Consider the following 20,249-nt stretch of genomic DNA (forward strand, 5'->3'; position numbering starts at 1 on the left):
TGTCCTCCTTGGATCGGCGATCGGGTGGGGGTGACGTCATTTGCCGGGAGATTGTCCGTAAAATTGGCTCAATTAGCAGGGAGACTGCTAGCGGATTATTCGCCAAACTGCGGGTAACCCGCGACCTGCATCACTTGACGTTGCGCAGCGCCCGTCGTATTCTTCAGGAAAGCAGGGAACATTTCGTTCCCGTTTATTTCGCCGTTTACGGCGTCCGGAATCAACTTGATGAATCGTCTGCGGCGATTTATCCCTACGCTGTCTCTCCTGTCCGTCATGCTGACGGCAGCCGCTATTTGCTGGTCTGCTACGACCAATACCCACTCGATTGCGCCTTGCTTTTCCCCGGCCCAGCAGGTGGTGACCAGCATCGCCCCGGCCGATCATTTTGATGCTGGCACGGCAAATCGCTTGGAGAAGGAGACCAACGTCCGTTCGCTGCTTGAGCAGGCGGTTAGCCTGTTCGCCAGTTATGACGATACGATCATTGATCGTTGGAAATCGTCGTCGCTCGACCAATCGCCGGCCGGCGTGGTCGCCGCTTCTAGTCTGCAGATTTTGAAGGTTCGCTGGCAGCTCTAAATCTTTTGCGCCACGTTCGTACCTTCGTTCTTTCTCTGCACTAGCCTCTGGTATCGCACTTGATTTGCGAACCGCTTGGAGTTCTTCCTATGAATCCGAAGACCGCTGCGCGCCCTCAAAGTGGCGCTGGCTATGATCTTTCTCCCCTTTCCAAAGCAAAACGCTACGTCGAAAAGCAAGATTACACCGCCGCTCTACAGCTGCTCGGCAATCCCGGTTATGACACCGAACTGCGAAATGCCCGCGGCGTCTGCCTATTGCGAATGGGCCGCTACACCGAAGCGATTCAGTGGTATCGCGCCACGCTCTTGCGATCCGGATCGATCACCATGCGACCCGACTTGCCAACCTACCTCAAAGCTAACTTTGCCACTGCTTTGCTGCTGGCCGGTCAAATCGAGGGCTGTCTCACGACGCTGACAGCAGCCCAAGATGACCGCAATCCGGTCGTTGTTCGCTTACGCAACTGCCTAAAGAAATGGTCGAAGCAGTTGACCATGGGACAGTGGCTCGCTTGGAAATTTGGGACGCTTGATCCGGCGCATGTGCGCGTGACGCTCGATTTTGTCCCCGGCGTCTTTGAAGATGACCGGATCATCGAACTATCGCCCAATGAGGTCATCTCCAGTCACAACGGCGTCCAAGCTGGCGCACCGGGGTGCGGCATATGAGCCCTATCATTTGGGCCAGCTTTATCCTATTGATCCTACTATTGGTGCTTCTCGACTTGGGCGTGTTTCATCGGCGCGCCCATCAGCCGAGCATCGCCGAGTCGCTTAAATGGAGCGGGTTATGGATCGGGCTTTCGCTGGCGTTCAACGGCGTCGTGTATGCGCTGTACAGTGGCCATTTGGATTCGTTTGTCTCCATCCCGACAGGCGGAATTTCAGGGTTAGACGCCGCTGTGCAGTTTCTGACGGCGTATGTCTTAGAGAAGTCGCTCTCGATCGACAACATTTTCGTGATCGCGCTGATCTTCAGCTATTTTGCGATCCCGCTCAAGCATCAGCATCGGCTGCTGTTTTGGGGGATTTTAGGCGCGGTCGTGTTGCGTGGGGCAATGATCGGATTGGGCGCCATTTTGTTGGCGCGGTTTGAATGGATTGTGTACCTGTTTGGCTTATTGCTGTTGTTTTCGGCGGTCAAACTGTTGATTTCGCGGGATGAAACCGTGGCGATCCACGAAAGCTACCTGATGCGGCTGTTGCGCCGATTCTTTCCGATCAGCGACGACACCTCAACAGGCGCGTTCTTTGTGAAGACGGCCAGCGGCTGGGCGGCGACTCCGATCCTGCTGGCGTTGATCTTTGTCGAGACCAGCGACGTAGTGTTTGCGGTCGATTCGATTCCAGCGGTCTTTGCCGTGACCAAGGATCCGTTCTTGGTGTTTACGTCGAATATCTTTGCGATTCTCGGTTTGAGGTCTCTGTACTTCGTCTTGGCAGGCTGTCTGGTCGAATTTCGTCATCTGAAGTCGAGCCTGGTTTTTGTGCTGGCCTATGTCGGCGTCAAAATGCTTGTCTCCCATCACATGCCGATTCCCAATTTGATTTCGCTGGCGATTATCGGCGGGATCTTGAGCGTCGGCATCATCGCGTCGCTAATTGACGCACGCCGCGAAGCGCTAAGAAACGCCAGCCAGATAGTTTCGCAGACGGAGGAAATTTGACGCATGTCAAACCGCAGTAAATTCCTTCACCAACAATCACGGCCTCGGCTCGGACCGCTACAGAAGTTACGGCGCCTGTTCCAGCACGATTGTCGCACCAACCGGTCATGTCGAACCGCAGAAATGCGGATAGGGAAAGTCTTATGAAACGGAATTCAACCGAGTGGTTTGCTCGTAACGCGAAATGGATTGTATTGCTGTTTGTCATCGCCGCTCCGCTGGTGTTTGCCGGTGCAGGGCGTACGATTCGCAGTAACACCAATAAAGTGGCGGATTGGTTGCCTCCTACCTATTCCGAAACAGGCGACTTACGGTGGTTTCGCGAGCATTTTGTCGCGGATCAATTTGTGATCGTCAGTTGGGATGGCTGTCTGCTGGGCCATGCGGCGCAGCACTCTGGCGATTTCGAAGACGATCCCCGGATTGAACGCTTTGCTCAGTTACTCGAAGCGAATGCGGCCGGTGATGCAGAGGTCAGCGAGAACCGCTACATCAAGTCGGTCACCACCGGCCGACGAATGCTCAATCGGCTGACGTCTGAACCGATGAATGTGCCGTATGACACGGCGGTTGATCGCCTGAGAGGTGCGCTGATTGGTGACGATGGCCGGCATACTTGCGTGGTGGTTACTTTGACCAATGAAGCGATCCTTGATTTGCGATCGGCTCTGGGGCGAAAAGCGCAGGGACGCCTGAAAGTTCAGCGTGACGAGGGAATGCTCTTCGCCGCGATGCGCGCTTGCGAGATTGATCCTGACTCAGCTCACTTGGGCGGGCCTCCAGTCGACAACATTGCGATCGACGAAGAAGGAGAGCAGACAATGATCCGCCTGGCTGGGCTGGCGGCGCTGTTTGGGATTGGACTCGCTTGGTGCTCGCTGCGCAGTTTGCGCCTTACGATGATCGTGTTTGCCTGCGGTATTTTCAGCGCGGCGGGCAGTTTGGCGGCCGTCAGTTGGGGTGGAGCGACCAGCGACGCGATCTTATTGTCGATGCCTTCGTTGGTTTACGTGTTGGCGATATCAGGCGCCGTTCACTTAATCAACTACTATCGATCCGCGCTTCAGGAGTATGGTCCGCACGCTGCGCCGCTGCAGGCGATTGCGCGCGGCTGGAAACCGGCTCTGTTGTGTTCGGTAACAACGGCGCTGGGGCTGTTATCGCTTTGCACCAGCGACCTGCGTCCGATCAGCAAATTTGGTTTGTTCGCCGCGCTGGGCGTGATGCAAACTTTGATCGTGTTATTTCTGTTTTTGCCGGCGGCCCTGCAAGCTTGGCCGGGCAAAACTGCAGTGAAGAGCCAAGTCGCTGTAGTGGAAACGCGTTCTCGTTGGGCTATCCTGCAGTATCTGCAATCTGCACTGGCCGGGTTTTGGCATCGATTTGGCGGCTTGATTATTCGTCGACATGGCTGGGTTTCGGCCCTCTGTCTGACGGTGATTGTGGGACTTAGTTTTGGGCTGACCCGCACCCAGACGTCGGTCGATTTGATGAAACTCTTCGATCATCAGGCGCGGATCTTACAAGACTATCGCTGGCTGGAAGGTCATGTGGGCCAGTTGGTGCCGATGGAGATTGTATTGCGGTTTGATCACTGCGTGCCGCGCGAAGATGGCCAACCGTATCTTAATCGGCCGCAGCTTTCGCTGGTCGAGCGGATGCGCATTGTGGAAGATGTGCAACAAGTGATTGAGCAAGAATTTGGCGAAAACGGCGCCAATATCGTCGGACCTTCGATTTCGGCGACTACCTTTGTGCCGCCGCTGCCAAGTCCGCAGCGCGGAGCCTTTGCGCTGGTCCGACGCACGGCGACCAATTCCCAGTTTGAAAAAAGCTATCCCGCGTTGCTCGGCAGCGGCTATTTGACGCGTGATAGCCTGAGTAATGACGAACTTTGGCGAATCAGCGTTCGTGTTGCGGCGTTTGAGAATGTCGACTATGGCCGATTCGCGGCGCGACTGCGCGATTTGGTCGATCCTATCATCCGTGGACATGCTGACCAGATCGCTTACAAGACGCAAGTTCAACCGCCGATCACCGCGACCTACACTGGCGTGATTCCGATTGTTTACAAGGCGCAGCGGGCGCTGTTGCAAAGTTTGATGGAGAGCACCGCCTGGTCGTTTTTGACGATCACCCCGCTGCTGATGTTTGTGGCGCGCGGAGTTCGCGCTGGGCTGGTGACGATGCTCCCCAACGTGTTGCCGATTTTGGTTGTCTTTGGCGGCATGGGCTGGCTCAACCATCCGATCGATATCGGCTCGATGATGTCGGCCAGCATCGCGCTGGGAGTTGCTGTTGACGATACGATTCACTACCTGACTTGGTTCCGCGAAAGTCTCGATCGCACTGGCGATCGTCACGTCGCGATCCTCAGCGCCTATGAACACTGCGCCACTCCCACGCTTCAGGCGGCCCTGATCAACGGGTTGGGGCTTTCGGTCTTTGCGTTCAGCACGTTCACGCCGACCAAACAATTTGGCGTGCTGATGCTGACCATCCTGATCGCCGGCGTCATCGCCGAACTGATCCTGCTGCCAGCCCTGTTGGCGGGGCCTTTGGGAAGCGTTTTCCAGCCAAGATCAACGGCGCCAGAGTCCAATCGCAACGCGTTACCGCTCTCTCGTACACCCAAACGCCGCCGCTTGAAACAGCGCTGTTAATTGCAGCGCTGTTAGTTGCAACCAGCATCTCTTAAATTTGGTCCCCAATCAGCACCGGCATCCGCGCATGTCGAGTCATCACTTCGTAATAATGGCTCGCCTCTTGCGTCAACATATAGACATGAGGGCGTCGATGTTCATCGTTGATGACGACGCCGCGGATTCCTTCGGGGATCGCGAACCAGACTCCTTTTTCAAGACCGTAGTTGGCGCGGATGTCGACCTCTTCAGGGTGCAGCCATTTCCATTTGCCGGCTTCCAGACTATCGGTTCGGCACCAGCCGGTTTTGGGCAGCTTGGAAGTTTTGTCGTCGCGGTTGCCCCAGGTGACAAGCTGCAGCCGACCATCTAGCCAAACCGGCAGCCGCGGCGTTTTGTCTTGGTAGCGAAATTGAATTTCAGGGGTCGCGGCAGCGCCGCGCGTGGTTAGTTGCTGCGCCAGATCGAACTCGTCGAGCAGCGTGTCGGGGATTTCGCAGCGGTCAATCGCAACGCCGGTACACATTTTGAATCTTTCAAAATCAGAAACACGTTTTTCCCTGCACGTCGCAGATGTCATAGTTGTGAGCCGAATCAGAGTAGAGGTCCGGCAAGTGCAGCGTCGATCCGCTCCGCACCGCAAACCGTCCCAGTTTTTCGTTCACGCTGGCTTTCAATTGATCTAGTTTAGACGTCGAATTGTCAAACAGCGAACGTTGCCGCTCGCCGGCCGTCAGTTGATCGGCGATCAAGTGCATGTGCGAAATCCGGGAGACGCCGTTCCAGCAGGTCAGCGCCAGCAGCGCCGCCGGCAACAGGTCATCGCTTGATTCCGTTTGACGAAACAACTTTTGCGTCCGCGCGGCGCCTCCCCCATGTTTATAAGCCAGTTCGAGCGTCAGCCGCCCGCAGGCGTAACGGTTCAAGGTCAACGCTTCGACCAGACGTTCTAGATTGCGCAGCAGCCAACCTTGGATGCGGTCCCGATCGGCGGTCGCCTGACCGACGCTGCCGCCGCGGGCCAACGCTTTGTGCATCGGCCGCGTAGTTGCAATCGGCGTGACCGGATCGCCGTTCAGCTCATACCACAGCGTTTCGCCTTTGACGGTCAGCAGCTGGCGAATCAACCGGCGATCGGCCCGGCGAAAGTCGCCGACCGTCGTGATCGCCTGGGCCGCCAACTTGACCGCGCTGCGCCGGGCAATACCGGTCACTTCAGTAATCGGCAACGCGTCTACATAGTCCCAGCTTTCGGCATCGTCCCGCAAAACGCGGCAGCCAAACGGCTTCGACGCGTCGCTGGCCAACTTCGCCAACGTGCGCGTCGCCGCAACCCCAATCGAGATCGGCACGCCAACCCGCTTTAAAATATCGGCTTGAATGCTGAGCGGATCGTCCAGACGAGCCGCGTCAAAAAAGAATTCGTCAATCGAGTAATACTCGACCCGCGGGCTACGCTCACGCACAATGGCCAACATGGCCCGCGACAAAACCTCGTACCAATGAAAGTCGCGTTTAACGTAAACCCCTTCCGGACAAACCTTGAGCGCATCCCAAATCGGCATCCCGGTCGAAACGCCGCGCGCCTTCATCTCATAAGATTTGGCGATAACGCACGCACCCTGATTTCCCAACACGCCCAACGGCACGCCGTGCAAATGGGCATACCGAACCCGTTCGGCGGAAGCATAAAAACAGTCGGCGTCGAGATGTGCAATCATGCCGCAAGAATAGTGAACGTGCGTTCACTCGTCAAGCGGCGTTCTTTTACGGCAGCTAGGTGATGACAAACGTCAGCAAATCAGCGTGCTGCGGAGCGTCTAATTTAGAAGCGCGCATAAAAAAAACGCCAAGAGTAAAGCTCTCAGCGTTTTTTATAACTGCGTGCGTGCAACAAAGTCACAGCAAGCGAGGCCGACGGGGCTCGAACCCGCAACCACCGGATCGACAGTCCGGTACTCTTAATTGCCGACACTTGTTGGGGGTGGTATCATGGCCCGGTTTGGCGGATTGGGCATTTCCGGAGTCGGACGGCCGGCGCGTTCTCGAGTCGGCCGGACAAGGAAAGAAACAAAGTCCCAATTCTTGATTGTTCCCGCTGGGGTCGACTGTTCACATCCACCGGAAGAACCTAGAGCCGGGGGGGCTGCGCCCGTCCGTGCCAAAGGTGGTCTCGGCCAGTTCATAAATTGGAGCTCGTGATTGGCTTTGAGTTTGTTCAAACGATTCAAAAAACTAACGATTTGGACAAAGTGGGGAGTTTTCACCGGTCTCGCATCCGTGGTCGCAATACCGCTGGCGATTATTTTATGGATCTACCCTTTCTCGCCTGCGACAGATGGAAAGACGGTCAACTCGAAATTAATCGGAGGCAATCCGTCATCGATATCGATTGAACGAATGGAGGGGTCGAATATTGTCATTAATAACAACATGCCAAAAACAGACGACCCTCATACGAAAGATTCAAGCGAGCAGCCAGACCTAAATGTTGTCGGCCGACTCTTGAAGCTTTCCAAGGCTAGGCGTTTCGGTTCAACGATTTTTGCCCAAATTGGCAATAAGGAAGTTTCGTTTGCGTTGACCGCTGATTCTACGAAAGCGGATTTTGATCCAACGTTCTATGTAGAGCCGGCATTCGTAGCGAGGTTTTCAGCTAGTCGTTTGAACCCTAGTCACAATGTTGTAATTGATTCGATTGAGGTTCGTGTTCATTCCTTCGAGCCAGTTCCAAAATACCAGCCATCATTTGGCGCAATGCCTACAGAAACGAATCTTTTTTGGGTCGATATCCGTCCACCAAAATCTCCGAATGGAGAGACCTTCTTTGCATCTCACTATTTCGAACGCGCCAGTGATTCGTCGGAGCCCCGAAAATATGCGCCGGTTCGAGTTGAAGCAGATCCCACCACGTTCGACGTCCGAATCAACTCACTCAAAATTGGCCTCTACAAGGTGTCGATGTACGTTGTTGCGTCTGATGGTGAAAAAACTGAAAGGCATTTGGTCCTCGACGAGACTGAAATCCTATTTGATTCGATTTTGAATTCGCAGTGAATAACGACGGTTTTGATTCCAGTATTTGATCAAGAAAACTACATGCCAGCTACCGAAATAAATCCCTTCGACCGCGGATCGCAATGGCGTCGTTGGAATCCGCATCTACATGCTCCAGGGACATTGAGGAATGATCAATTTAAGGGCGATTGGAACGGTTACTTGACGGCAATTGAATCGTCGACTCCAACTGTTGAAGTTCTCGGGGTGACCGACTATCTCAACATTGAAAGTTACAAGGCAGTAAAGGCCCATAAGGCGAATGGTCGACTGGCGAAAGTCGAACTAATTTTTCCTAACGTGGAATTTCGCCTAACGGTAGAGACAGAAAGACAGAAGGGAATCAATCTTCACCTGCTCTTTTGTCCCGAAGACGTTGATCATGTCGAACGAATCGAAGCGGCATTGTCATCTCTGTCATTTGAATACCGAGGGAGTCCGTACCATTGCAATCTGACGGACTTGGCGCGTCTTGGACGGGTACACAACCCCCTTTTGCTCGACAACGATTCTGCATGCAGTGAAGGCGCGAATCAATTCAAGATATCGCTGGATAGTCTCCGCCAATTGTTTCGAACTAATAAATGGGTGCTCGAAAACTGTCTAGTGGCGGTGGCTGCGAGCAATAACGATGGCACGGCTGGCCTACAGAACGACGCGTCTTTCGCGGCGCTTCGGCAAGAGATTGAAAGATTCGCTCACATTGTCTTTGCAGCCAATCCAAAAACACGGGATTTCTGGCTTGGCAAAAACGCTACTGATGACAAAAACAAGTTAGACGAGAAATACGGCGGGCGAAAGCCATGCCTACATGGGTGCGATGCGCATGACGTTGCGAATACTTGTCTCCCAAAAGAGGAGCGGCAATGCTGGATCAAAGGCGATCCAACATTTGATTCCCTTCGGCAGTGTCTTCTCGAACCTGAGGAACGGGTTTGGATCGGGCCAAACTCGCCTACCCGACATGACGCAAGCCAATGCATATCGCGAATTTCCACGCAAAAAACCCCTTGGATTGAGAACGGCGAAATTCCCTTGAATCCTGGACTAGTAGCAATCATTGGTTCACGCGGTTCGGGAAAAACCGCATTGGCGGATATTCTCGCCATTGGTGCCGATGTGACCACACCATTGGAACTGAAAACCTCTTTTATTCATCGGGCTTCGAATCCCGTGAATCACCTGGAAAATGCTGTCGTGGATTTGCATTGGGGTGATGGGGAGTGTGTGACGAAGTTTCTCGGTAGGCGTAATTTAAAAGGCGACAACGACACGGTTCGGTATCTTTCTCAACAGTTCGTCGAGCAACTTTGTTCTGCCGCTGGTCTCGCGGTGGAACTACGAAAGGAGATCGAGAGAGTCGTTTTTGACGCCACTGATCCAACCGAGAAATATGATGCCGAATCCTTCGATGAGCTTGCTGAGATTCATCTCAATCCAATTTGTCGTAATCGAGAATTAGCGCAGGGCGAGATTGGTGAAACTTCCGATCGAATAAATTCCGCAGAAGCCCTTCACGCACGGATTCCAGTTATTGAGGCCGAGCAAGTCGCCCGACGAAAACGGTTGGGAAAAGCCGGTGAAGAGATGAAGTTGTTAATTCCAACAAACAAGGAAGCTCACGCGACAAGATTAGCAGAACTTGGATCTGCGTTGGACGCAAGAAACAACGCTATTGAAAAGCTAAATCGATCGAAATTGCGTGTGGAGGATTTAAAGAAGGAAGTTGGGAATATAGTAAAGAGTACTGCGCCTCAACAGTTGGTGCGATTGAAAGAGGCCTTCTCGGAAACCGGCCTTTTGGATGCACAATGGACCTCATTTGAAATGGTTTTTCGCGGAAATGTCGATTCAATTATTTCCGATCGAATCGATGCCATAAATTTACAAATCAAGAGGCGAGTCGAAGGTGGCGGCGAGCTTGTCGACATTGAAGTAAATCCGTCGACAATGTGGCCGCTGGAGACGCTTAAAACCGAATTGGAAAAAGCAAAAAAACTAGTGGGACTTGATGGGCGTAAGCAACAGCGATACAGCCAATTGCAGCGGCAAGTAACGGCAGATAAAAAATTGCTGGAGAAGGCAGATGAAGAGCTTGCTCTTGCCAAAGGAGCAGAGGCACTAAGGCAAGTTCTGACTGAGCGAAGAAGGGAGTTGTACGTTGAGGTATTTCAATCGTTTCTTGATGAGAAACGAGTTCTGGAAGAGATGTATGCTCCATTGCAAGAAACCCTTAAAGAAGCAAAGGGATCATTAAAGAGGCTTCAACTCTCGGTTTCGCGAGAGATTGACCTGTCCGCTTGGATAAAAGCGGGAGAGGAACTTTTCGATCTTCGAAATCAATCGCTGCTTCGAGGACACGGCGCATTGAAACTTCAAGCGGAGAAAATCCTTGTTCCAGCTTGGCGGGATGGTTCCGCCGAGGAAGTTGGAGAAGCGATGCATACCTTCATCTGGGAAATGCACTCGCAATTCATGTTGGCCATGCCCTCGACGATCACTTTAGAATCGAAAGCGGCATGGGTTCAGCGTGTGGCGTCATGGATTTACAGCACGGATCATATCGTGATGCAATACGGCATTACTTACGATGGTGTTGCAATCGAACAACTTTCACCTGGGACGCGTGGAATCGTCTTGCTTTTGCTTTACTTGGTGATCGATGCGCAGGATCGGCGACCGCTCATTATTGATCAACCGGAGGAAAATCTCGATCCGAAATCTGTCTTTGATGAGTTGGTACCGCATTTCAGAGACGCGCGAAAGCGAAGGCAAGTAATTATCGTTACCCACAACGCCAACTTGGTGGTTAATACCGATGCTGATCAAGTCATTGTTGCCTCGTCAGAGCCAAACTCCACCGGTGGATTACCGAACGTCACCTACCGCTGCGGTTCCATCGAAAACCCCGATATTCGGAAAGTCGTTTGCGAAATACTGGAGGGTGGCGAAAATGCGTTTCTTGATCGTGAACGTCGATATCGTTTGTCGCGTACCATTAATTCAGAGTGATGATATCTCGTCTCTCTGAGAATCTGCCCCCAGCGTCACCGCTCGCAGCCGATCGGCCGCGATCGCGGCGATTGTCTCGCATTGTTCGACGCCGACGCTGGCGAAGCCGCAGCGACGGGCGCCAATCAGTGTCGATCCCGATCCGGCGAACGGATCCAAGACGCGCGGATTGTCCCGATGTGCGACGATCTGGCAGATATCGGCCATCAGGTCGACCGGCTTTTGTGCGGCGTGGACGCGTTCCTTTCCCTTCACGTATGCGTGCCGCAGCACGCCAGGTAGCGACCGGCCTTCACTTGGTAGCTTTCCCTTCGATCCCCAAACCAGGAATTCGGATTGTTGGCGGAAACCGCCCATCCGCGGCCGCGCGGCTTGCTTGTCCCAAACGGCGACCCCTTGCCAGACGAAACCGGCCGCTTGGATCGCGTCGCTCATGGTCGGCAGTTGGCGCCAGTCGATGAACAGACAAACGACGCCGCGATCTTCGAGCAGCTCGAAGCAATGCGATAGCCAGATGGTCGACCAGGCTAGATAGCTCCGCTGGTCGCGATTGTCGCCGAGAAAATTCGGGTGACGTTTGGCGCCCGTCTGTTGATACTTGAGGCCGGTTTCTTGTCGTCTCGCTGACGCATGCAATCCGCCGCTCGAGTAGGGCGGATCGGTGATGACCGCATGGAACTTTTCTCGTTTAGCGGCCAGCTTCGGTAAGACGGTCAGGCCATCGCCGACGATCAACTTGGTCGCTTGTTGGTTGTAAATCGTTCGCATCTTGTTCCCTTCGATCGATGTCGCCGACGCAAGGCGTGCCGACAGGATCGCAGGGAAAGCGGACGAAGCAACGCCAAACGCGGCTGTTCGAGAGAATCGTTACAGATCTGGAATTGTCTAAAGAATTGAATTCAAATGACGTGGTGTTGAGTTTCGCACGGTATTGGGAGGGCAGTGAATTGGACAGCTCAGATTTAATTGCAGCAGCTGCGGCTTTAGGTGTCGGCAAGGTTGCTGGAGAAGCTATCGTGAAGGAAACCTCGCACTATGTACGGAAATTATGCGAGCCCGCAGCGGAGGAGGTCGGGTTATTGATTCGCGATCAAATCCGAGCTTTTAGGGGAAAGAATCTAGTTGAGTTTCTCAGGAAGGCCGCTGAAAAAATTGGAGACGACAAAACCGGCAGCGTTCATCCAAGAATTATGTACGAAGTCGTGGAGAAAGGGTCTTGGGTCGATGACTTCGTTCTTCAAGATATGTGGGCTGGTCTCTTGTCTTCCTCATTTAGCGAAGACGGCGATGACGATGCGAATCTGCTCTTTATTGGGTTACTGTCGAACATGACTAAGGTCCAGGCTCGCTTGCTGAATCACTTCATGCGAGATGTCGCCAGAGTGCGACTGAAAGAGGATTTGATCATTACGATTACGCAGCAAAGAGGCGGTGAGGTTGGTGGAGTGTTTTATTCAACCACCGAACTCGATACGGTAGGGGAGTGCAGTTCCGAGCGATGCTCTCGCGAGTTGGGAATCATGGCGACTACTAATTTAGTCGACATGTTAAATTCCGGATATCTTTCGGGAAATGGTTCCTACCTTCAGATGTCGCCGCTGGGGTTGCAGCTATTCGCACGAAGCCAGGGGAATTATTCGACAATGAAAGAATTCTGCCGATCGCACGGAATTGAGGTTGCCGAGCCCTACGGATAGTCCTACCGAACATCGATTCTGAACTCCGCGTCGAGATCTTGCCCGCCGCTGGTCGTGAACGGGATCGTCACTAGGTAGGTCGTCGCCGACTTGCCGCCGACGAAGAAGCCGACGATCCCTTCGCCGGTCGGTACCGGCGTTTCGCCCGGTTCGCAGATATGCGAGGCATTCTTGGTAGCGCCCTGAATCTCAAAACTATCGCCTTCGGCAAGCACTTCGCCGTCGGCGTCGGTGATCACAATCGATGCCGCATCGACCGCTTCGATCGTTTCGCCAGGCCACAGCACGCCGCCGCAGTGGATAACGAACGACTTCGACTCGCGGGCGTTCTTTTCGATTTTACGTTTAACGACGGCCTTGGTCATCGCTTACAACTCCGTTTCTAGGTGATAAGTCGCCAGGTCGGCCGCCAGGTCGAACGCCGCGTGATCGTTGTCGAGATCATAACGCGCGAGCAACTCGGCCAGCTCGAAGATCGCCCGGTCGTTGGTCAGGTTAAAGCGACCGAGCGCCGCCGCCAGGTCATACGCCGCGCGATTGTCGTCCAGACGATAGTACACTTCGGGCGGCGCGATCAATACCGGACCGAATCCGCCGAACGGTTTCCAGTTGGTCGCCGCCGAGATCTCGAGGCGCGTTGACCGTGCGCCAATCGTCGCCGTCAGGCGTTGCAATTGGCGCCAGGCGTGACGTCGACCAGTAACCAGGTCCGCGCCGCCGAAGATGTCGCCGGCCGCGACCGTGACCAGGCCGCCGATCGCCGTCGGCCGGATCTCGCCGCCGGCGACCAGGTCGAACCGCTCGAGCAGATCGGCCGCGATCGTTTGGATCCTGATCGACCGCGTGACGTCGGCGATCGGCGCGATCTCGGCCAGCTCGGCGACGATCGTGCGCAGCATGCCCGCAGATCCCGCGGATCGCGTCAGGGGCGACCAGGTCGATCGACTCGCCGCTTGGTTGCGCCGCAGCTCGACGCCGCCGGCCAGGTCGGCCCGCTCGATCAGCTCGGCCGCGATCGTTTGGATCCCGATCGACCGCGCGACCGCCGCGATCGGCGAGATCGGGCAAAATTGGGCCGCCAGCGGTAAAACGGATCGCCAGGATCCCGCCTGATGCGTTGCGGGGGACCAGGTCGATCGATTTGCCGCAGTACCGGATCGCAGCTCCACAGCGGCCGCCAGGCGGTTTAAGCCGATTAGCTCGGCGGCGATGGTTTGGATCCCAATCGAAAACGCGACGTTGGCGATCGGCGAGATCTCGGCCAGCTCGGCGACGATCTTGCGCAGCTCGGCCGCCGATCCCGCGGATCGCGTCAGGGGTGACCAGATCGATCGACTCGCCGCCTGGTTGCGGCGCAGCTCGACGCCGGCGGCTAGGTTGCGCCGGCCGATCAGCTCGGCCGCGATCGTAGTCCAGCCAATCGGCCGGGCCCAGAGCACATGCAAGGGATCCAAGAAGAGCTCACCGCTTAGCTTGAGCAGCTCCACCGCGCGGTCGACTTCCAGGAGCAGCTTTCCGGACAAGGCGACCGCATGCCGAGCGGCCGGCGACCAGGCGCCGCCAGCGTGATGATCGGCTGCAGGTGACGCCGCCGACCAGGCGAACGAGCGACTTGACCAAACGGCGGCCGCGGCCAGGTCGACCAAGTGATCGGCGGCGATCGCGGCCAGCGGCTGTGCGACCAGACGAACCGTCGCGTCGATCGTCGTCGCTTGGGGTTCGATGCGCAGCGATTGATCGAGCGGCTCGATCTCGCCGCCGGTTTCTAGTCGTTGACCAACTGAGTCAGCGACCAACTCGATCGCCGCGGCCTTAGCGGTCCAACCAGCCGTTACGTCGCGCTGCTCGATCAGCTCGGCCGCGATGGTCGCATGGTCCTCTTTGGCGCCAGCCGCTAGATCGCGCGGCGTGATCGTCGCGCCGGCGTCCAGACGTAGCGACCAGCTTACGGCGTTGGTGGTTGTGCTGCGCAGCGTTGCTTGCGGCGAATACTTCGCCGCAACGTGAACGGCCGAAGTCGTCGGCCGCAGTTGGCCAGGTGATAGCGCGGCATGATGTCGGGGCGAAATCCCGCCGCTCGCTTTCAGCATGCGCCGCGTCGTCGCGAACGCTCGTTGCGTCGTCCACTGAGACGAACGCGCCCGACCGACCAGGTGCATCAGCGGGCCGTCCATGAGCGAACCGCTCATCAGCGCCATTTAGTCGACTCCCGAAAAAGTACCGGCGGCGATCTGCTCGGCATATTCGGCGAACTTGGCGATCTTGAATTCGGCGTAGTCGGCGTAAGCGTCGAGCAGAGCGACAGCCGCCGGGCCGAGCAGGCCGCGCGGCAAGCCGTTCTGGTCCCATACGTAGCGGATCTTGGTCGCAAAATCCGCGTCGCTGCTTTTCCGCTCAAGCTGGTTGCGCAATTGGTCGAGCTTATCGCGATCGGTGTCCCCAAGAGCCATCCGCCAGCCAAGGCCGGTGTCGAATCCGTCGGTAATAATTTGCGACCACCATGCGTACACGGTTGCCAAATCCCGAGAGTACGCCAGCATCGCGGTCAGCGTCGGCACAACGGCCGCTTCGTCTTGTGAGCTTGGTGCGTGGTCCCAATCGACACGTATCAGTTGATTCTCGAACGTGTGAAACGTCGCGTTGTTCGCTTCGTGCGTTTCGGCAGCAAAGCTGACGCCGGCGACAGTTCCCAGGGATGCAAGCGCGGCGTGTATTTCGATCGGTGTCATCACTACCCCATGTAAGCGCAATGCAAATTGTAGTCGTAGAATGTGACGCTAGAACCGTTTACGTACTGATTGCAACTGAAAAAAAACGATCCGGCGCCAACAACGTACTGTTGATTGCATGATCCTCGCTGCGTCCCGAGGGAATTCGCTGCCGTCCAGATCGGTCCATAACCAGCCGTCGTATTGAACCCTGCAGTGAAATTGACTTCGGCTGACGCGACGCTTTTCGCGAGCGTACCCCAGCAACTTACCAACACGGCTTGAGTACTTCCCAGTACAAATGTGATTCGACTAGCCGCCGAATTATTCCAAGCACGAACCGCAGTGCTTCCATAAGAATGAGCAGTCGCGTCTACCTTGATCGCATTGACCAAGCGGCGATTGTAGTGGTTCCAAACGTAACGATTGGTTGTAGTGTCGATAAACTGCGCCGACGCGTCGGCGCGAACCGTTCCGACCCAAAGCGATTGCGGGTTTGATCCTCTTACGAATATACCATTTTGCGTGCCAAGGGCAGTCGCTCTCGTTGAGAGGTTCGTCCACTTCTGCAACTCGATCAGCGGCGAACCAGAGTTATAGCTAACAAAGACATCGTAGACAGAATCAGCAGCAATTGCGTTCCCGGAGGTGTCATTGCGTGATGATCGATCAAAAGAAAGGCTTCCGCCAAGATCGATCATTTTCCAAACGCTATTCGCAGGGTCGTACAGTCGAATGAAGTTGTCGATGGACGCTGTCCAGTACAACACGTTCGTGGGAAAGTACCCACCATTTGGCTCGGAATCAGTCGACGATAAAGAGAGTCGCCCGCCGACGTGATGCGGCGTCGCCGTCGAAACGTCACCCCAGCCGGCTATACCCGCGCCCGTCATCACCAGTGCTTGACCAAGCGTGCCAGGCGTTGCCGGCAGTTGCACGCCGCCGATCGTTGCGTCGTCGATCACGCCGACATCCGCGGCGATCGCTTCGGCCACGATGTCGCTAATCGTGATCGTGTCGGTCGCGTGGTCGTAAATGTTGACGATCTCGAGCGCATCGGGCCCGACGTCTCCTACGGCGATCGTCGCACCGCTCGTCACATTCAACAGCGAGCCGGTCGTGCTGCGGATCAATCCGCGGCTCACGTTGAATTGCAACTCCGAAAAACCGAGCGGTCCTTTACCGACTTCGACGTTGTTGCCGTGCTTGATGACGTAATACATATCTTTGCCGATGTTGTCCGAACTCGGCAAAAAATAGCCGGTCAGCGCCGACAACGGCAGCACCGCCGGCCCGGTCCCAATCGCCCCAATCGGGGCGAAAACCAATGCGTCAAAACCGATCGCCATCTTTTCCCCCAGTCTTCCCGCTATCGATTACGGGTTGAAAATGCCCTTCTGCGCCAACGTGATGATGCCGGCCGTCGGGATCACGATACTGATCGGGCCGTTCTGTAAAACGGCGATCAGATCCATCCCGTCGAGCGGCAGGATCGCGGACGTCTTGACGTTGGCGGCGACGTCGCCGGCGTCGGCCGCAGCGGCCAGGGCGGTCGTCGAGAGTTGCCGAGCGCCGCGCATTGCCGGCGCTGTCAGCGTGCAAGTCTTGCCCCCGCCGAAGTCGAGCGCCGCTCCGCTGTTGAGCTGCGCGTCGAGCCGCTCGACCCACAGCGTCGTGGCGCTGGTCGCCGCGTCGGCCGCCAGGGTGATGTCGATCTTGCCGTCGTCATAAGCGATCAGGCGATCGTTCGCCGGCGTCGAGTCGTCGCCGCCCACTTGCTGATAGATCAACGAGCCTTTCACGTTCTGCCCCGCCTCAAGATCACCGAACGCGACGTTGTCGCAATCGTACTCGACTTGATCGGCTGCGTCGTTCGCTGTCTGCGTTGTCGAACCGAGCGTTTGACGCGCGTACGAGGCAACGGAGATTTCTTGACCGCCGCCGGCGAAAAATTCGGAGAGAAAGTCATGGTCCCGGTTCGGGACATAGGTCGACGTGTCGCGCACCAAAAGAATCCGCAAGACGTCGCTGGTCCAGTCGAGCAGGTGCAAGCCGTTCGTGTAGAGAATCGCGCTCATGGTTTGAGCCTCCGTGCGTTAAGAAATTTGCCCGCGGCGGATCGCCTCGAGCTTGATCGTTTGCGTCTCGGCGCAGATCTTCGCCGCTTGATCGAGCGCCAGGCGGTGAAACTCCGGCGCGTCGTCCATATATTGATGGTCACAGTGCAACAGCACCGGCGGGTGGATCATCGCGCCGTTGGTTCGCGAAGCGCTGATTAGCTTATGACCGCTCGGCCGGTTTTGCATTTGGTGAAACGAGTAGACTTCTTTCACGTTCGACGGGACGCGGATCAGCGGCTCGCCGAACATCGGCCACCAGGCGTTGCGCAAGCTGCGCCACAGCGCCAGCGGATGACGATAAACCGGATCCGATAAAACCATCACGCGAACTTTCAAGCCGCGGCGGCGTAGTTGCTGCGCGAGCTGCATCGCTCCCCAGCCAGCGCCCCAGCTATAGGCGTAGATCCCGATAGTCGGCGCGGTCCGGTACTGCTCGGCGAGCGCCAGGTGATAGTTGGCGATCGCGCCCCAGTCTTCGCACCACCGAAAATAATTGACACGGCTGCGCACTCCGTCGCAATGCGACTCGCGCAGCTTCTCGGCCAGGTCGAGCACGCCATGCCATGTGCCGTGCGATTGGGTGAAGCCGCTGATCGCGTTGTGAATAAGGAGGGACATAGAGGCTCCTAGCCAGTGAACAGGCGGCCTGTTTCGAAACTTTGAAAAGTCAAATCAAAATTGGAGTACAGCGCTGCTCCCGACCCGCCACTGCCTGAGCTCGGATTCAAGTTGAAAATCGTCCCGTCGGCGATATTCTCCAAGATTCCGGTGTGATGAAAACGGACGCGATGATCTTGGTTAACCGCTGTTTGCCGGAACCCCGCGAAACTAGTAGTGCCGAGCCTCAGACTAAAACTAAATTCGACGTTGGTCTGCGGCGTGTTGGCAGGCTTCACGTTGAATGAGATCGAGTAGCGGAAGTGCCCTTTCGGCAGCCGCGGCCCTTGCGAAGTAGCCTCCCCTGAAGGGTTCCAGTTAACGCTGCTGGCGAAGGGAGTGGGAGGATGGTACCAGGTGCTCGCAAAATTCCCTTCCGAGCTACCCCAGGTGTTTTTCCATGAAGCGTAAGTACCGATCTGGATCGCATAGCAGGCGTTGTCAGGACCGAAGCCGGTGTAATGCAACCCACCGGTTCGGATGCCCCAACCATTTCCGGCGTTCACGTCTGTACCGCCCGCTTTCGCGGTCGCAAAAAAGTTAAACGGATCCTTCACGATGATTGGTACGCCCTCAATGCCTTGGTGGATATAGGTCGCGGCCGCCTGATTCGGCGTCGTCGCTCCCATGTCCTCGGTCAGCCGAAACTGGATCAGCTGCGGCTCTTGCGAGCAGCCGAGATCTAGCAGGGCCAGGTCATACCCTGGATCAGGGTTTTCCTCGTCGTCGTCGAAAGTACCTTCCCCCACCACGCCCAAGATTTTGGCGAACCCAAAACCAGCGCGAATCACTGCCGTCCGGTCGCTGCCGTCGCTGACGTCAGGCGCTGCGAAGCGATGATCGGCGGGCAATGTCAGACTCTCCCCAATGCGGCGCAATCTCGCCACACACAGCCCGCGCAACACAACCTTCCCCACTTTGCCGTTGGGGATTTTTTCGGTGGTGATGACATAGGTAAACTCTCGACCTGGTTGCGGCCGCTCCAAGCGCAGCCACGGCTGGCTTCGAATCTGATCCGACCGCGTGTAAAGTGAGGCGAGATTCTGCGGGTAAAAAATCCCCATCGGCGCGCCGGCCAACGCATCGGTCCCCGACATGTTTTTGGCGTAACATTCGATCCGGCCGTTGAGCTGCGAAAGGTCGAGCGGACCGCCGCCGAGATTCGCGCCGCGAGATTCGCGCACCAGCTTTCGCATCGAGTTCCATTCGCTTGCCTTGATGTTGCCGCGCAGTTTTTGGCCTTTTGTGACATCACTCATAATTAGGTTCCGATCCCCAGATCCCCGAAATCGGCCGGGTCATAAAGCCGTTCGACATAGGCGAACTTCGGCCGCTGCAACAGCGATCCGTCGTTTTCGTCCTTGCGAAAATAAAACCACAGCCAGTCGTGCCCCTTCTTCGGAATCGTGTCGACCATCGTCGCCGGTAGGTCCAATTCGTCAACGTTTTTACTGGCCAGGAAATAGAACAAGGCGCTGACGTCGCCGCTGGTCGACTCACGGCCGGTCGAGCCGAGAAAGAGCAGCTCGCCCGCTGGCCAGGTTTTGAACGTCGCGTTGTTGGTCGTGCCGGTCAGGTCGCGAAGCGTGCGGATGTATGCGAGCGAGACGCTCGCCTTCGGCAGCTTCCATTCCAATTGAAATTGCAAAGATCCAACGACGACGTCGATCCCTTGAACCTGGTCGCCGTCGACGCCGATCGCACCCTGGAAATCGGGCGCTTCCTCCGACATGGAATAACTCGTTTTGTCGACCGTCTCTTTGCTAACGGTGACGTGTTGCGTCGCGCCGGTGGTGTCCCAAGAAAAGATCCCTTCGCCGGGCGGCTTGTCGTCTTTGTCGTCTTTCTTCTCCGCTGTGATGTAGTCAACCGTGGCCAGCCAGTACCGCGGGCCGAGTTGCTCTTTGCTGATCTTGTCTTTGACCAGCGGCGAGAAGTAGCCCAGGTGCGTTGCGGGGGAAAACGCATCGACGGCCAAGACGATCTCGGCGTCGTCGTCGCTTCCTTCGACGATGTATTTGCGCTGACGCGCGGAATTCTTTCCCGCCTGATCGTTTCCAGATCGGCTTCCGGTGGTTTCCCAAATGTCGGTTACTGGCATGGCT

At 56.0% G+C, this 20,249-nt stretch carries 18 protein-coding genes; 7 read left to right on the forward strand and 11 right to left on the reverse strand.

Annotation, left to right across the window (positions count from 1 at the left end; all coding sequences use genetic code 11):
• Positions 1-228 precede the first annotated feature (228 nt).
• The 4 genes from SH421x_RS04620 (at position 229) to SH421x_RS04635 (ending at position 4,914) form a co-directional block, all read left to right on the forward strand.
• Positions 229-582: a hypothetical protein gene (locus tag SH421x_RS04620; protein WP_488854225.1), complete on the forward strand. Its 354-nt coding sequence runs from the start codon at positions 229-231 to the stop codon at positions 580-582.
• A gap of 89 nt (positions 583-671) precedes the next feature.
• The gene (locus SH421x_RS04625; protein WP_488854226.1) at positions 672-1,253 is read left to right on the forward strand and encodes a hypothetical protein; all 582 of its coding nucleotides are present in this window, start codon (positions 672-674) and stop codon (positions 1,251-1,253) included.
• A complete protein-coding gene (locus SH421x_RS04630; protein WP_488854227.1) occupies positions 1,250-2,251 on the forward strand; it encodes a TerC family protein in 1,002 nt (333 codons plus the stop codon). The genes SH421x_RS04625 and SH421x_RS04630 overlap by 4 nt, the downstream gene beginning before the upstream one ends.
• Positions 2,252-2,394: 143 nt before the next feature.
• Positions 2,395-4,914 (forward strand): efflux RND transporter permease subunit, encoded by a 2,520-nt coding sequence (locus SH421x_RS04635; RefSeq protein WP_488854228.1) that lies wholly within the window; start codon positions 2,395-2,397, stop codon positions 4,912-4,914.
• Positions 4,915-4,945: 31 nt separating this feature from the next.
• Here the strand turns inward: SH421x_RS04635 and SH421x_RS04640 are convergent, their stop codons facing one another.
• Both SH421x_RS04640 and SH421x_RS04645 read right to left on the reverse strand, forming a co-directional pair.
• Entirely contained in the window at positions 4,946-5,419 is a 474-nt protein-coding gene (locus SH421x_RS04640; protein ID WP_488854229.1) for a hypothetical protein, read from the reverse strand.
• Between the two features lie 16 nt (positions 5,420-5,435).
• Entirely contained in the window at positions 5,436-6,614 is a 1,179-nt protein-coding gene (locus SH421x_RS04645) for a DNA polymerase Y family protein (RefSeq protein WP_488854230.1), read from the reverse strand.
• Positions 6,615-7,095: 481 nt separating this feature from the next.
• Between SH421x_RS04645 and SH421x_RS04650 the strand changes: the two genes are divergently transcribed.
• Both SH421x_RS04650 and SH421x_RS04655 read left to right on the forward strand, forming a co-directional pair.
• Complete coding sequence (locus SH421x_RS04650; RefSeq protein ID WP_488854231.1) at positions 7,096-7,950, forward strand: hypothetical protein; 855 nt, start codon at positions 7,096-7,098, stop codon at positions 7,948-7,950.
• A 42-nt stretch (positions 7,951-7,992) separates the two neighbouring features.
• Positions 7,993-10,962 carry a TrlF family AAA-like ATPase gene (locus SH421x_RS04655; protein ID WP_488854232.1) on the forward strand — a complete coding sequence of 990 codons (2,970 nt, stop codon included), beginning with the start codon at positions 7,993-7,995 and terminating at the stop codon, positions 10,960-10,962.
• Here the strand turns inward: SH421x_RS04655 and SH421x_RS04660 are convergent.
• Positions 10,954-11,730 carry a DNA-methyltransferase gene (locus tag SH421x_RS04660; RefSeq protein WP_488854233.1) on the reverse strand — a complete coding sequence of 259 codons (777 nt, stop codon included), beginning with the start codon at positions 11,728-11,730 and terminating at the stop codon, positions 10,954-10,956. The genes SH421x_RS04655 and SH421x_RS04660 overlap by 9 nt on opposite strands.
• Before the next feature lie 17 nt (positions 11,731-11,747).
• Between SH421x_RS04660 and SH421x_RS04665 the strand changes: the two genes are divergently transcribed.
• Entirely contained in the window at positions 11,748-12,659 is a 912-nt protein-coding gene (locus SH421x_RS04665) for an Abi-alpha family protein (RefSeq protein ID WP_488854234.1), read from the forward strand.
• A 2-nt stretch (positions 12,660-12,661) separates the two neighbouring features.
• On the opposite strand, the gene SH421x_RS04670 is transcribed toward SH421x_RS04665, so the two are convergent.
• From SH421x_RS04670 to SH421x_RS04705, 8 genes are read right to left on the reverse strand one after another with little or no spacing between them, the layout of a single operon-like run.
• The gene (locus SH421x_RS04670) at positions 12,662-13,024 is read right to left on the reverse strand and encodes a hypothetical protein (protein WP_488854235.1); all 363 of its coding nucleotides are present in this window, start codon (positions 13,022-13,024) and stop codon (positions 12,662-12,664) included.
• 3 nt (positions 13,025-13,027) lie between these two features.
• The gene (locus SH421x_RS04675) at positions 13,028-14,857 is read right to left on the reverse strand and encodes a hypothetical protein (RefSeq protein WP_488854236.1); all 1,830 of its coding nucleotides are present in this window, start codon (positions 14,855-14,857) and stop codon (positions 13,028-13,030) included.
• Positions 14,858-15,388, reverse strand: coding sequence for a hypothetical protein (locus SH421x_RS04680; protein WP_488854237.1), 531 nt, complete (start codon positions 15,386-15,388; stop codon positions 14,858-14,860).
• A 2-nt stretch (positions 15,389-15,390) separates the two neighbouring features.
• On the reverse strand, positions 15,391-16,716 hold the full coding sequence (locus SH421x_RS04685) for a hypothetical protein (protein ID WP_488854238.1): 1,326 nt from the start codon (positions 16,714-16,716) through the stop codon (positions 15,391-15,393).
• Positions 16,717-16,743: 27 nt separating this feature from the next.
• Complete coding sequence (locus SH421x_RS04690) at positions 16,744-17,445, reverse strand: hypothetical protein (protein ID WP_488854239.1); 702 nt, start codon at positions 17,443-17,445, stop codon at positions 16,744-16,746.
• Positions 17,446-17,463: 18 nt separating this feature from the next.
• Complete coding sequence (locus tag SH421x_RS04695; RefSeq protein WP_488854240.1) at positions 17,464-18,105, reverse strand: hypothetical protein; 642 nt, start codon at positions 18,103-18,105, stop codon at positions 17,464-17,466.
• Positions 18,106-18,113: 8 nt separating this feature from the next.
• Positions 18,114-19,403 (reverse strand): hypothetical protein, encoded by a 1,290-nt coding sequence (locus tag SH421x_RS04700; protein ID WP_488854241.1) that lies wholly within the window; start codon positions 19,401-19,403, stop codon positions 18,114-18,116.
• 2 nt (positions 19,404-19,405) lie between these two features.
• A complete protein-coding gene (locus SH421x_RS04705) occupies positions 19,406-20,245 on the reverse strand; it encodes a hypothetical protein (RefSeq protein ID WP_488854242.1) in 840 nt (279 codons plus the stop codon).
• Between the last annotated feature and the right edge of the window lie 4 nt (positions 20,246-20,249).

Source organism: Blastopirellula sp. SH421 (assembly GCF_057808535.1).